The sequence below is a fragment of the Sphingomicrobium clamense genome, from assembly GCF_019264355.1.
Taxonomy (GTDB): Bacteria; Pseudomonadota; Alphaproteobacteria; order Sphingomonadales; family Sphingomonadaceae; genus Sphingomicrobium; species Sphingomicrobium clamense.
On record NZ_JAHVAH010000001.1, the window covers coordinates 341,352 to 354,889 of the forward strand.

14 protein-coding genes are annotated in these 13,538 nt (G+C 64.7%); 7 read left to right on the forward strand and 7 right to left on the reverse strand.

Annotation, left to right across the window (positions count from 1 at the left end):
* Positions 1–61: 61 nt before the first annotated feature.
* Together KTQ36_RS01665 and polA are read right to left on the reverse strand one after the other, a co-directional pair.
* Positions 62–1,612 carry a lipopolysaccharide biosynthesis protein gene (locus tag KTQ36_RS01665; RefSeq protein ID WP_218632037.1) on the reverse strand — a complete coding sequence of 517 codons (1,551 nt, stop codon included), beginning with the start codon at positions 1,610–1,612 and terminating at the stop codon, positions 62–64.
* Entirely contained in the window at positions 1,612–4,422 is a 2,811-nt protein-coding gene (polA, locus tag KTQ36_RS01670; protein ID WP_218632038.1) for a DNA polymerase I, read from the reverse strand. Before polA ends, KTQ36_RS01665 begins: the two co-directional genes overlap by 1 nt.
* A gap of 130 nt (positions 4,423–4,552) precedes the next feature.
* Between polA and KTQ36_RS01675 the strand changes: the two genes are divergently transcribed.
* Positions 4,553–4,987, forward strand: coding sequence for a hypothetical protein (locus tag KTQ36_RS01675; protein WP_218632039.1), 435 nt, complete (start codon positions 4,553–4,555; stop codon positions 4,985–4,987).
* Positions 4,988–4,990: 3 nt separating this feature from the next.
* On the opposite strand, the gene KTQ36_RS01680 is transcribed toward KTQ36_RS01675, so the two are convergent.
* The 3 genes from KTQ36_RS01680 to KTQ36_RS01690 all read right to left on the reverse strand — a co-directional run bounded on the left by KTQ36_RS01680 (position 4,991) and on the right by KTQ36_RS01690 (position 8,189).
* On the reverse strand, positions 4,991–5,602 hold the full coding sequence (locus KTQ36_RS01680; protein WP_255553973.1) for a Crp/Fnr family transcriptional regulator: 612 nt from the start codon (positions 5,600–5,602) through the stop codon (positions 4,991–4,993).
* 74 nt (positions 5,603–5,676) lie between these two features.
* Complete coding sequence (gene nadB, locus KTQ36_RS01685) at positions 5,677–7,260, reverse strand: L-aspartate oxidase (RefSeq protein WP_218632041.1); 1,584 nt, start codon at positions 7,258–7,260, stop codon at positions 5,677–5,679.
* Positions 7,257–8,189: an ABC transporter ATP-binding protein gene (locus tag KTQ36_RS01690; protein ID WP_218632042.1), complete on the reverse strand. Its 933-nt coding sequence runs from the start codon at positions 8,187–8,189 to the stop codon at positions 7,257–7,259. The genes nadB and KTQ36_RS01690 overlap by 4 nt, the downstream gene beginning before the upstream one ends.
* Positions 8,190–8,298: 109 nt before the next feature.
* On the opposite strand from KTQ36_RS01690, the gene KTQ36_RS01695 reads away from it, so the two are divergent.
* The 6 genes from KTQ36_RS01695 (at position 8,299) to KTQ36_RS01720 (ending at position 11,357) form a co-directional block, all read left to right on the forward strand.
* A complete protein-coding gene (locus KTQ36_RS01695; protein WP_218633926.1) occupies positions 8,299–8,613 on the forward strand; it encodes a DUF4402 domain-containing protein in 315 nt (104 codons plus the stop codon).
* Positions 8,534–8,842, forward strand: a complete 309-nt coding sequence (locus tag KTQ36_RS01700; protein ID WP_218632043.1) for a hypothetical protein — start codon at positions 8,534–8,536, stop codon at positions 8,840–8,842. Before KTQ36_RS01695 ends, KTQ36_RS01700 begins: the two co-directional genes overlap by 80 nt.
* 117 nt (positions 8,843–8,959) lie before the next feature.
* Entirely contained in the window at positions 8,960–9,484 is a 525-nt protein-coding gene (locus KTQ36_RS01705; protein ID WP_218632044.1) for a DUF4402 domain-containing protein, read from the forward strand.
* A 47-nt stretch (positions 9,485–9,531) separates the two neighbouring features.
* Complete coding sequence (locus KTQ36_RS01710; RefSeq protein ID WP_218632045.1) at positions 9,532–9,726, forward strand: zinc-finger domain-containing protein; 195 nt, start codon at positions 9,532–9,534, stop codon at positions 9,724–9,726.
* A gap of 3 nt (positions 9,727–9,729) precedes the next feature.
* On the forward strand, positions 9,730–11,151 hold the full coding sequence (gene tldD, locus KTQ36_RS01715; protein WP_218632046.1) for a metalloprotease TldD: 1,422 nt from the start codon (positions 9,730–9,732) through the stop codon (positions 11,149–11,151).
* Positions 11,148–11,357: a putative signal transducing protein gene (locus KTQ36_RS01720; RefSeq protein WP_218632047.1), complete on the forward strand. Its 210-nt coding sequence runs from the start codon at positions 11,148–11,150 to the stop codon at positions 11,355–11,357. The genes tldD and KTQ36_RS01720 overlap by 4 nt, the downstream gene beginning before the upstream one ends.
* Here the strand turns inward: KTQ36_RS01720 and KTQ36_RS01725 are convergent.
* Positions 11,338–11,745 (reverse strand): protein tyrosine phosphatase family protein, encoded by a 408-nt coding sequence (locus KTQ36_RS01725; protein ID WP_218632048.1) that lies wholly within the window; start codon positions 11,743–11,745, stop codon positions 11,338–11,340. The two genes, KTQ36_RS01720 and KTQ36_RS01725, sit on opposite strands and share 20 nt — an antisense overlap.
* On the reverse strand, positions 11,742–13,502 hold the full coding sequence (gene recQ, locus KTQ36_RS01730) for a DNA helicase RecQ (protein ID WP_218632049.1): 1,761 nt from the start codon (positions 13,500–13,502) through the stop codon (positions 11,742–11,744). Before recQ ends, KTQ36_RS01725 begins: the two co-directional genes overlap by 4 nt.
* Between the last annotated feature and the right edge of the window lie 36 nt (positions 13,503–13,538).

Genomic DNA, 13,538 nt, shown 5'->3' on the forward strand with positions numbered 1-13,538 from the left:
TGCGCGCTCTTTTCGCGCTGCTTGCGACTGCGGTGGCAACCGCCGCGCTACGCTCGGGCGCTTAGGTCGGGTTACTCCCGCTGCTCCCAGGCGGGGGCAGTTCCGGCTCGTCCATTTCCTGCTTCTTCATCTTGAAGAGTTCGCGGTCTTCGGGGCCGAAGCCCTTGAACCAGAGCACCGCGCCGAAGGCGATGGCGATCGCCGGCGCGCCGATGGCGAGCTGGCCCCAATCGGGCATCATCACCGCGAAGAAGCCGACGATCAGCCCCGCTCCCGCCGCCCACATCAGCGACCAGCGCCAGCCCGAGACCGGCGCGTGGACGATCTTCTTGAGCAGCCACGCCTTGCTGATCGCGCCGAAGCCGAGCGCCAGGGCGAGCCCGATGGCCGGGCCGATGGCCTGCGTCATGGTCGGCAGCTCCATCGCGCGGAAGGCGAGGATGAATCCGATGCCGAGTACGACTTCTATGCCCAGCATGACGAGCGAGAGCAGCATGTTGCGATGCCGCGCGAGGTAGATGAGCGCCGCTTCGCTGACCGCCGCCATTGCCGCGATGACTTCTGCGGCGAGGAGCACGCCGAGGATCATGAAGCCGACCCCGAATTCTGGCCCCATCAAATTCATCACTGCCATGGCGGGAATGCCCAGGCCCAGCGCCACTGCCGTCTGCGCCGCGATGATCCAGAAGCCGACCTGCCGCACCTGCTGCGCGATCGCGGTCTTGTTGTCGGCGGCGACATTCTTGGAGATCACGGGTCCGAGGATCGGGTCGAAGCTGGTCTTGAGCTTGGCAGGCAGCGAGGCGATCTGCTGCGCCACGTAGTAGATGCCGACGATGGCAGGTGAGAAGAACAGGCCGAGCACCGCGATATCCGCACGGCGCGTGCCCCATTCGACCGCGTCGGCCGCCGCGACCGGAAGGTTGCGCCGCGCCATCTCCCACAGCTTGACCGGATGCGGCGACCAGTCGTGGGGCAGGCCATACTCGCGGAAGAAGGGCCAGGCGGCGGTCAACAGCGCGCCGACCATCGACACCACGTAGGCGATGATCAGACCGCCACCGACCGAATAATAGGCCAGCACGCCTGCAACGATCGAGATCAGCCAAGGCTCGACGATCGCACGGCTGCGGACCGTGGCGGCGATATTGTGGCGATAGGCGAGCGCGGCGAGCATAATCTCGGTCCACGCCAGCGCCAGCACCGTAATCGGCAGCAATCGCTCGAGCCCGCGCACTTCGGAGTTGGGGAACATGGCCTGCGGGAACAGGAACAGGATGCCCATCATGATCGCCGACCCGATCGCGGCGACGATCAGCGCGTCGTAACAGACGTGGGTGTGGCTCCGCTCGCCCGATTGCGACAGCTGTTGCGCCAGCCCGCGCTTCAAGCCAAGCGTCGCGAGTTGCGACCCCAGTTCGACGATGATCAGCGCATAGGCGAAACGCCCGAGCGCCTCCGCACCGTAAAACTGGCCCGCGATCAGCAGGAAGGGGATGCGCGCCAAGAGGCGCAGGACGAAGCCGAAGAAGTTGATCCGGCCACCACGCGCCAGCGCCGCAAGGTCGCCCTTGCCCCCGTCTGCCTGCGGTGTCGTCCCCGTTCCGGTCATTAGTGCGCCGCGCCCCAGTTCGCGCCCCAGCCGACTTCGACATCGAGCGGCACGTCAAGGTCGAGCGCAGGCCGCGCCGCGCCTTCCATCACTTCGCGAACGACCTTGGCCGCCGCCTCTTCCTTGCCCTCGGGCACTTCGAACACGAGTTCGTCGTGCACCTGCAGCAGCATTTTGGCGTCATCGAGCCCGGCTTCGGCCAGCGCCGCATCCATCCGCGCCATCGCGCGCTTGATGAGATCCGCGCTGGTCCCCTGGATCGGCGCGTTCACTGCCGCGCGCTCGGCCCCCATGCGCACGTTGGGCATCTTGCTGTTGATGTTGGTGAAGTGGGTCTTCCGACCGAAAAGCGTCTCGGTGTAGCCCCGCTCGCGCACCTCGGAGAGCGTGCGCTGGATATAATCCTGAATCCCCGGAAAGCGCTGGAAATAGGTGTCGATGATCGACTTGGCTTCGTCGCGCTCGATCTCCAGCCGGTTGGCCAGCCCGAATGCGCTGATCCCGTAGAGGATGGCGAAGTTGACCGTCTTGGCCTTACCGCGCGTGTCCTTGTTCACCTCGCCGAACAATTCGGTCGCGGTGCGGTTGTGGATATCTTCCTTGTTCTTGAACGCTTCCTTGAGCTGCGGGACATCGGCCATGTGCGCGGCGAGGCGCAGCTCGATCTGGCTATAGTCCGCGCTCATCAGCACGTGACCCGGCTCGGCGATGAAGGCGTCGCGGATTTTCGCGCCGATCGGCGTACGGATCGGGATATTCTGCAGGTTGGGGTCGGTCGATGACAGGCGGCCCGTCTGCGCGCCTGCGAGGCTGTAGCTAGTATGCACCCGCCCAGTATTGGCGTCGATCTGCTCCTGAAGCGCATCGGTATAGGTCGACTTCAGCTTCGACAGCTGGCGCCATTCGAGCACCAGCTTGGCGATGTCCATACCTTCGCCCGCAAGCCGCTCGAGCTCGTTGACGTCGGTCGAATAGTTGCCGCTCTTGCCCTTGCGCCCGCCCTTGGCGCCCAACTTGTCGAACAGGATCACGCCCAGCTGCGCCGGGCTGCCGATTGTGAACTCCTCGCGCGCCAAATCGTGGATCTTCTTCTCGAGCGCCGCGATGTCCTCGGCAAATTCCTTCGACAGGCGCGCGAGATATTCGCGGTCGACCTTGACGCCGCGCCGCTCCATTTTCGCCAGCACCGACGCCATCGGCCGGTCGATCATCTCGTACACCTTCACCGCACGCTCGCGCACCAGCCGGGGCTTCAGACGCTGCCAAAGGCGGAAGGTGATGTCGGCGTCTTCGGCGGCATACTCGGTTGCGGGGCCGAGTGGCACCTCGGCGAAACTAATCTGCTTCTTGCCCGTGCCACACACTTCCTTGAAGGGGATGCACGTATGGCCGAGCGCCGACTTGGCGAGTTCGTCCATGCCGTGCCCGCCCATGCCCCGACCGGCATCGAGATCGAAACTCATCACCAGCGTGTCGTCATAGGGCGCGACGTGGATGTCGTGATTGGCGAAGACGGTCAGGTCATATTTGAAATTGTGCCCGATCTTGAGCACCGCGGGATGCTCTAGCATCGGCTTGAGCGCCGCGAGCACCTGCTTCATGTCGAGCTGTTCGGGTCGCTCGGCGAGCAAATCCGCGCCACCATGGTCGAGCGGGATGTAGCAGGCGAGATTGGGATCGAGCGCGAGGCTGACCCCGACCAGCTTGCCGCTGACGCAGTCGAGGCAGTCGGTCTCGGTGTCGAGCGCCACGCGGCCCTGCTGGATCGCCGCGCCGACCCATTTCTCCAGTGTCTCCATGTCGGTGACCGTCTGATACTCGCTACGGTCGACCTCGATCTCTTCGGGCTCGGGCGGATCGGCGGGAAAGTCGCTCGCTGCTCCCGGCACGTTGACGTCAGGCGATTTGCCGCGTTCTTCCGCCGTTTTCGACCCGCCGCCCATCCGCGCGAGCAGCGTCTTGAACCCCATATCCTCGAGGAAGTCGCGCAGCGGCTCGGCGGGAATGCCGTCCAGCTTGAGGTCCTCGAGCGGCTCTGGCAGCGGCGCATCGCACACCAGCTCGACCAACTCACGCGACAGGCGTGCATTGGCCTCATGCTCGGTAAGGTTGCGCTTCAGCGCGGGCTTGGTGATTTGCTCGATGTTCGCGAGAACGTTTTCGAGGTTCCCATACTCCTTGAGCAGCGTCGCCGCGGTCTTGGGCCCCACGCCAGGCACGCCCGGAATATTGTCGACCTTGTCCCCCATCAGCGCGAGCATGTCGCCGACCAGTTCGGGACCGACCCCGAATTTCGCCTCGACCTCCTCAGCGCGAATGCGCTTGTCCTTCATCGTGTCGAGCATCTCGACGTCCGCGCCATTGTCGCGCGTCTCGATCAGCTGCATCAGGTCCTTGTCGCTGCTGACGATGGTGACTTTCCACCCCTCGTCGGCGGCCGCGCGCGCATAGCAGGCGATGATGTCGTCGGCCTCCAGCCCCTCTTCCTCGATGCAGGGCAGCGAGAAGGCCTTTGTCGCGGTGCGGATCAACGGAAATTGCGGGACGAGGTCCTCGGGCGGTGGCGGGCGATTGGCCTTGTATTCCGGATAGAGCTCGTTGCGGTGTGACTGCGACGATTTGTCGAGGATCACCGCCAAGTGCGTCGGCCCGTCCGTCTCGTTCAATTGCTGCGCCAGCTTCCACAGCATCGCGGTATAGCCGTAGACCGCGCCCGCCGGCGTGCCGTGGCGATTGGTCAGCGGCGGAAGCTGGTGATAGGCGCGAAAAATATAGCTCGAGCCGTCGACGAGATAGAGATGATTGGCCATCGAGTGCCGCCTTAGCAGGATCAGACGCCCTTGCCAGCGTCAAACAGGCGCGTTTGATCTCGGTCAAAGCGCGAATCGCCGCGCACCTCCAACAAGGGGCTCACAACATAGAGCCCAGGGAGGATGCCCAATGTCCCGCCAAATGACCCATGAAGAAATCCGCGCGGTCGTCGATGTCGTCGACGCACCGCACCTCATCCCCAACAAGCCCGCCGAAGTCGATCGCACATTCGGACTGCCCGTCGGACTTCACACCGCCTTCTTCGGCCTGTTCTTCGCCTATCTCGGCGTGATGGGGCTCGGCTTCGCACACCCCGAGATGATCCTGCCGATGGCAATCTTCGTGATTTTCACCGCCGGCTTCTATGTGGTGCCAATGGCGTGGGCCGTGATGAACCCTGAAAAGAGCGCCAAGGCCATGTCGATGCGCGAGCTGATGGTGCGCGGGATCGAGACCCATACCGGCCTCGCGCTCGGCAAGGATGCCGTTGCACAGGTGCTCATTCTTCCCGTCCTCATCCTCGGCTGGGGCATCGCCGTGGTGAGCATCGCGGCGCTGGTCTGAACGCTATCCCGCGCCCAGCGCTTCGAGCCGCGCGGCATCCCTGATCCGGATGCCGCGCGCGCCTGTGCGTTCGATCACGCCCTGCTTTTCCAGCTTGCCTAGCTGACGGCTGACCGTTTCGATGGTCAGCCCAAGCAATTGCCCCGCTTCCCCGCGCGTCAGGGGAAGTTCGAACTCCTCTGCCGCATGACAGGGCGAGTCGCTTGCTGCCTTGGCCATTGCTAGCAGGAAGTGCGCGACCTTGGCTTGGGCAGACTGCTTGGCATCGAGCGCAATTTGCGCCCGTGCGTCGAAGAGATCTTCTGCAGATCGCCGCAGCAGCGCCTTGGCGAGCGCGGGGAAGCGATCGATCGCCGCTTCATATTCGGAGCGCGAGAAAACGCACAGTTTGCTCTCGGCGAGCGCCACAACGTCATGATTGGCGACTGGCGAGAACATCTCGCCCACGAAGCCTGCCGGATGGACCAGGCTCAGGATGCGCTCGTTGCCGTCGGCGTCGAGATGCGAAATCTTAAGCAACCCGTGGGTGAGGGTCGCGCACGCATCGAGATCGTCGCCCGCCGCGAACACCGTTTCGCCGCGTTCATAGCTTCGGCTATTCCCCAGCCGCGCCAATTCCGCCCGCTCCTCCTCTGAAAGCGCCGCGCACGCTGCGCGCTCACGGACCGGACAGGTGGCGCATTCAAGCTTCAAGGCACCAACACCGTATCGACGGCTTCTTCCCCTAATTCGGGATAATCGAGCGTGTAATGAAGCCCGCGGCTTTCATGGCGCGAGAGGGCGCTACGGACAATAAGGTCGCTGACCTCCATCAGGTTGCGCAATTCGATAAGGTCGGGGGTCACGCGGAAATGGCGGTAGTAATCGTCGACTTCCTTGCGCAGCAGGTCGACGCGGTTCTTGGCGCGCTCGAGCCGCTTGGTCGTGCGCACGATCCCGACATAGTTCCACATGAAGCGGCGGATTTCGCCCCACAGTTGCTGGATAACGACTTCCTCGTCGCTGTCGGTCACGCGGCTTTCGTCCCACGGGCGCACCTCGGGCACCGCCTCGAACGTGTCCCAGCATTCGCGGATATGCTCCGCCGCCGCATCGCCGAACACGAAACATTCGAGGAGGCTGTTGCTGGCGAGGCGGTTGGCGCCATGCAGGCCCGACTGGGTCACCTCGCCCGCCGCATAGAGCCCCGGCGCGTCGGTCCGCCCGTGCTCGTCGACGACCACCCCGCCGCATGTGTAGTGCTGCGCGGGGACGACCGGAATCGGCTCGGCCGTGATGTCGATCCCCAGCCCCATCAGCTTGTCGTAGATGGTCGGGAAATGCTCCTTCACGAAGTCGGGGCCTTTGTGTGCAATGTCGAGATGGACGTAATCGAGCCCGTCGCGCTTGATCTCGGCATCGTTGGCGCGTGCGACGATATCGCGCGGCGCCAGTTCGGCACGCGGGTCGTAGTCGGGCATGTAGCGATGCCCACTTTCGGGATGGCGCAGGATGCCGCCCTCGCCGCGCACCGCCTCGGTAATGAGGAAATTCTTGACCTCGAGATTGTAGAGGCAGGTCGGGTGGAACTGCATGAATTCCATGTTGCTGACGCGGCAGCCCGCGCGCCATGCCATCGCGATCCCGTCGCCCGTCGCCCCGCGCGGCGCGGTCGAGAACTGATAGGTCCGCCCAGCTCCGCCCGACGCCAGCACCGTCGCACGCGCGGTCAGCGCCTCGACCTGGTCGGTCTCGCGATTGAGCGCATAGACGCCATGGACCGCGCCCGAGGTCGAGAATTCGACCGCATTCTTGCCGGTGACGAAATCGATCGCGACCATGTCGGGGATCAGCGTGATGCGTTCGCATTCCTCCGCCGCGCGCTGGAGCGCCTGCGCGATCGCCCAGCCGGTCGCGTCGTGCACATGGACGATCCGCCGGTGCGAATGGCCGCCCTCCTTGGTCAGGTGCCAGTCGCCATCCTCGTCGAGGTTGAAGGGCACGCCGAGATCGGCGAGCTTCTTGATCGCTGCCGGTGCGCGGCTGACCACCATCTCGACGATGTCGCGGTCGTTAAGGCCTGCGCCCGCGACCATCGTGTCGCGAATATGGTTTTCGAAACTGTCGCCTTCCTCAAGCACCGCGGCGACCCCGCCCTGCGCCCATTCGGTCGCCCCGCCGCCCAGCTTGCCCTTGGCCAGCACCGCGACGTCATAATGTTCGGCAAGGTTGAGCGCCGCGGTCAGCCCCGCCGCGCCCGATCCGATCACCAGGACATCGAATTGCCGCCTCATGCCGCTTCGCTATCCGCGCGGGTCAGCGAGAGGAATACGTCCTCGAGGTCGGGTTCGCGCGTGCGCACGTCGATGACGTCATAGCCCGCCTCGGCAAGCGCCTTGAGCACCTCGCCCGCATTCACGCGATCCTTGGAATAGGTGATCGCGATCTCCTGCTCGCCGACCCGCTCGACCTTGTCGAAGCAGCTGTTAGCCGGAAGCGTCTCGGCCGCGCGGTCGAGGCTCACCACGACTTCCTTGTCCTGCGCCTTGGCGAGCAGGTCGCGCGTCGGCTCGTTGGCGATCAGCCGCCCGTGATTGATGATCGCGATCCGGTCGCACAATTCCTCGGCTTCCTCGAGATAATGGGTGGTCAGCACCACCGTAACGCCCTGCGCGTGGAGCTTGCGCACATAGTCCCAAAGCTGCTTGCGAAGGTCGATATCGACCCCCGCCGTGGGCTCGTCGAGCACCAGGATGGGGGGCGAATGCACCATTGCCTTGGCGACCAGCAAGCGGCGCTTCATGCCTCCGGACAACGTCCGGGCATAGGCATTTGCCTTGTCGGTCAGCCGCATCGCCGCGAGCAGCTCGTCGCTGCGCCGTTCGCCTTTGGGAATACCGTAGAGCCCGGCCTGGATCTCCAAAGCCTCGCGCGGGGTGAAGAACGGATCGAACAAAATCTCCTGCGGTACGATCCCGATCGAGCGCTTGGCGTTGCGCGGTTGGGCGTCGATATCGAAGCCCCAGACGGTCGCGCTTCCACTCGTCTTGGTCACCAGCCCGGCGAGGATATTGATCAGCGTCGACTTGCCCGCCCCGTTGGGCCCGAGAAGCCCGAAAATCTGCCCCCGCGGCACTTCGAAGGTGACGTCCTTCAACGCTTCCTTGCCACCGGCATAGGTCTTGGACAGCGATTCGATGGAAATGGCGGGCGTTTGCGACATGAAACTGCGCATAGCGGGGCTTTGGGGACGGCGCAAAGGGCAGAGGTAAACGGCGCATTTACCATGACGGGTAAGGCTAATTTGGAATTAACCATCCTAATGGGGCGGCATGAACCGGATCCTGTCCACCATCCTGGCCGGCATCGCCTTCCTCTGCGCGGTATTCGCGCCCGGGGCCGCACATGCGCAGGCGACGGGCGATGGCGGCGCGACGGTCGAGATCCAGACACCCGTCACGTCCACGAAGCGGTCCGATCTCGATTTCGGCACGATCCACAATGCAGCCGACGGCACCGTCCGCATCGATCCCGCGACCGGCGTGCTGACGACCACGGGGGGGCGCGATGCCGATCGGCAGCCTCACCTCGCGCGCCCATTTCGTCACCGACCGGCCCGGCCTGTCCTTCGTCTATATCCGGTATGATCCGACCGTGACGATGACCCCGGTCGACGGGGTCGGCGACCCGATCGTCGTGAACCTCGAATTCGCAATGACCAACCGGATATTCGGCTGGAATAGCGGCGCTGGCCAGTATGCGCTCGTCGCGGGTCCCGAGCAGAATTACTATATCGGCGGGTCCTTCGCGCTCCCCGCCACCCAGGTCGACGGCGCCTATGAGGGCACATTCGAGTTCATCGTCGACAATCCGTAATCTCCGCAATGCCGCGATCGTTACGGATCAGGGTTAATTCTACGTTGTCCCTAAACGGTGAGTTTATGATCATCGATCGGCGTCAATTTATTGTTCACCAATCGGGGGACGAGACCCATGACGTTGAAGACTACTGCCGCCGCGCTTTCGATCGCGGGAACGATGATGCTGGCAAGCCCGGCAATGGCGCAGGACGCAACCGACTATGACGGCAGCGCGCAGGCGCTCGTGCTGGTCCCGCTCCAGCTCACCAAGATCGCCGATCTCGATTTCGGGACGGTTATTCGCGGAACGACCGACGGCACGGTCGTGATTTCCGCGTTCGGGTCCGCGCGCGCGGCCGGCGGCGGGGTCACGCTGCATCCTGGTGACGAGGGCAACCGCGCCGAGTTCGCGACCGCGGCAACTCCGGGACAACAGGTCGACTTCACGCTCACCTACCCGGTTGGTGGGGTGCTGAGCGACGGGAATGGCAACGACGTCACCCTGCAGGCGCTCTTCCTCGACGGACCGTCGTCGCGCACCGCCGATCCGGTCCTGGGCGTCATCTTCGTCAATGTCGGTGGCATCGTCGAAGTCCCTGCCAACCAGGTCGATGGCGAATATACCGGCACCTTCACGCTCACCGCTGAATATAACTAGGTCCGACGTGATTGAAGGGCTTCTCGCGTGCTGCTAACGCGTGGCCCATGAGCACGATTCCTCCGCCCGAGACCATCAAGGTCAAGGAACTTCGCGTCGCCTGTGACGGTGGCGGCGACATCGCCCCAGCGCTCGGCCATCCGCGCGTGTATCTCCACATCGACGACAACGGCTATGTCGAATGCGGCTATTGCGATCGCCGCTTCGTCCTTGAAGGCGGGCCCGCGGATACCGATAGTTAGGGGATGGATCCCCGAAACTACCTCTATCGCGACGGTGCCCTCGATCCCGATGGCGCTCGCATACTCGCTGCCCGACACCTCTCGCCACATGACGATGGCGAACTCTATCTCCAATATCGCGCGACCGAGAGCTTCTATTTCGACGATGGTCGACTGAAGCAGGCCGATTATTCGACCGATAGCGGTTTCGGATTGCGCGGCGTCTCTGGCGAGACGACCGCTTTTTCGCATGCCAACGAAATCAGCGCTGCCGCAATCGACCGAGCGGCTGCGACCCTGTCGCTGCTCGACCCTTCCGCGCAGGGCCCGGCGACGGCACCGCGCCGCACCAACACGCACCTCTATACGGACGGCGATCCGCTATCGGCGGTGCCGTTCGCGAAAAAGGTCGCGCTGTGCCAGGAAATCGAGGCCGCAGCCCGCGCCCGCGATCCGCGCATCGACCAGGTCGCGGTCAGCCTCGCGGGAAGCTGGGCAGTGGTGGAGATCGTGCGTCCCGACGGCTTCGTCGCCACCGACATCCGCCCGCTCGTGCGCCTCAATTGCCAGATCGTCATGAAAGATGGCGATCGGCGTGAGAGCGGCAGTTCGGGTTTTGGCGGGCGTCACCTATATGACCGCCTGTTCGATCGCGACGCCTGGAACACGATGCTCGACGAGGCGGTGCACCAGGCCGACACCAACATGCGCGCCGAGGCCGCGCCCGCCGGCGAGATGCAGATCGCGCTCGGTTCGGGCTGGTGCGGCGTATTGCTCCACGAAGCGGTCGGCCATGGCCTCGAAGGCGACTTCAACCGCAAGGGCACGAGCGCTTTTTCGGGCAAGATCGGCCAGCGCGTGGCCGCGCCCGGCGTCACGGTCGTCGACGAAGGTTCGATCGCGGACCGACGCGGTTCGCTTACCATCGACGACGAAGGCACACCCACGGGCCGCACTGTCCTGATCGAGGACGGCATTCTCAAGGGCTATATGCAGGATCGCCTGAACGCTCGCCTGATGGGGGTCGAGCCCACCGGCAACGGCCGCCGCCAGTCTTACGCCCACGCGCCCATGCCGCGCATGACTAACACCTTCATGCTCGGCGGCAACGATGATCCGGACGAGCTGGTCAGCCGTGTGAAGGACGGCATCTATGCCAAGAGCTTCGGTGGCGGGCAGGTCGACATCGTCAGTGGGAAATTCGTCTTCGGCTGCACCGAGGCCTACCGCGTGAAGAACGGGAGGATCCTCCACCCGGTAAAGGGCGCGACGCTGATCGGCGACGGCCCCACCGTCCTCACCCGCGTGTCGGGCATCGGCAACGACATGGCGCTCGACAAGGGCGTCGGCATGTGCGGCAAGGGCGGCCAGTCGGTCCCCGCAGGCGTGGGTCAGCCCACCTTGCTCATCGACGCGCTGACCGTCGGCGGCACCGAGGCCGCATGAGTCTCGTCGAGCTCGCCAAGTTCAGGACCAAGGTCGAGGCCGACCTCGCCCGGCTCGAGCTCGAAAGCCACGGCATCCCGTCGATGATCTTCGACGCGGGGCTCAATTCCATGTTCGGTGGCGGCGGGATGATCGCGGTCCGCCTGATGGTCGATGACGAGGACCGCGACGAGGCCGCGGCGATCCTTACGAAAGCAGGTGGTTGATCGGCGCGAGGCTATAGCCCGCGCCTTCCGCCGCCGCTTCCAGCTCCTCACGATCGACACCGTCTTCGTTGCGCGCAAGTGCCCAGAGCAGGGTCGAGCGCGTGCCCGACCGGCAGAAGCCCAGCACCTTCGCGTCGCCCGCAGACGACAGCGCCTCGCGCATCTCGTCGACTTCGGCGGGGCTGATGCCGTGTCCGACCGGAATATGCGCGTAGCCGATGCCTTCCGCCTCGGCCGCTTCGCGAATCTCCCGCGATTTGGGCTGCCCTGGCTCCTCGTCGTCGGGCCGGTTGTTGATGATCATCGCCACGCCAGCATTCTTGAGCGCGGCGATATCGCCCGGCTGCACCTGCGGTGCCACGAACATGGTGTCGGTCAGTCTCTTCATCGCGCGTCCTCCAGCACCTCAAGTATCTGCGCACCATATCGTTCCAGTTTCTTGTCCCCAATGCCCTCAATCAAGGACAGGTCGGAAACCTTTCCCGGCTTCGACGCCGCCAGCGCGCGCAGCGTCGAGTCGTGGAAGATGACGTAGGGTGGCACGCCTTGGCTCGCCGCTTCGCCGCGGCGCCATTCGCGCAGGGCGTCGAATAGCGGATCGGGCGGATAGTCCTGAGCCGCCTTGCGCCGCGACCCGCGTAGTTTCTTGGGCGGCTTGGCGATGACCATCGTCTCCTCGTCCTTCAGGATCGGCTTCGCGCCCGGGCCGAAGCTCAGCCCGCCATATTCGTCGCTCCTGAGCGCATCGCGCGCGATCAGCGCCCGCGCCACCGGCCGCACCAGCTTCAATTCCTCCGCGTCCATGATCCCGAATACGGAGGAAGCGTGATGCCCGTTCATCCGCACCTTCTCGTTGTCGTCGCCGCCCAGCACCTGCGCGAGGTAGGCGACACCAAACCGCATCTCCGTCCGGAACGCCGCCGACAGGATTTTCTGCGCGGCCACGGTCACGTCGATCGTCTCGGGCGGATTGAGGCAATTGTCGCAATTCCCGCAAGTCTCGGGCGGATCCTCCCCGAAATGCCGCAGCAGGATCGCGCGCCGGCAGGTTGCGGCCTCGACGAACGCGCCAAGCGCATTGAGTCGCTCGCGCTCACCTGCGCGTCGCTCGGGCTCCACTTCGGTCTCGATCCGCCGCCGCGCCCGCGCGAAATCGTCCGCGCCCCAGAACAGCCACGCTTCCGCCGGCTCCCCGTCGCGACCCGCGCGCCCGGTTTCCTGGTAATAGGCCTCGATCGACTTGGGCACGCCGGCATGCGCGATAAAGCGCACGTCGGGCTTGTCGATGCCCATGCCGAAGGCGACCGTCGCCGCCATCACCATGTACTCGGAGCGCACGAAGGCTTCCTGGTTGCCCTGCCGAATCTCTTTCTCGAGGCCCGCATGGTAGGCCGCGCTCGGCCGCCCGATCCCGCGTAGCTGTTCGGCCACCCGCTCGGTCTGCGCACGGCTGGGGCAATAGACGATGCCCGGTCCTTCGTGCGCCTTCGCCAGTCGCTTGAGCTGTGACGGCAGCCCCTCGCGCGGCACGACGTGGTAGCGAATATTGGACCGGTCGAACCCCGCGACGATCAGCCCGTCCTCGCCGATCCCCAGCTGCTGGAGGATATCCGCACGGGTCCGCCGATCGGCAGTCGCGGTCAGCGCCAGCCGCGGCGCTCCGAAATGATCGAGCAGCGGGCGCAGCAAGCGATAGTCGGGCCGGAAATCATGCCCCCATTCGGAGACGCAATGCGCCTCGTCGATCGCGAACAACGAAATCCGCGCCTGCTCGAGAAGGCGACCGAATCCATCGGTCGTTGCGCGCTCCGGCGCCACGTAGAGCAGGTCGAGTTTGCCCGACATGAGGTCGTCCTGCACCTGCCGCCAATCATCGCTCATGCTGGTCAGGCTCGCCGCGCGAATGCCGTTCGCCCGCGCGCTCCGCACCTGGTCCTGCATCAACGCAATGAGCGGCGAGATCACGATCGCCGCCCCTTCGAGCGCCACTGCGGGCAGCTGGTAGCATAGCGACTTGCCCGCCCCCGTGGGCATTACCGCCAGCGTATTCTCGCCCGCCAGCGTGCGCTCGACGACATCCTCCTGAACCCCGCGGAAGGAGGAGAATCCGAAAATGTCGTGGAGAAGCTGGTGCGTGTCGGTCACGCCCCCGCGCTAACCGCTCGCCCGACCCCGATGCAA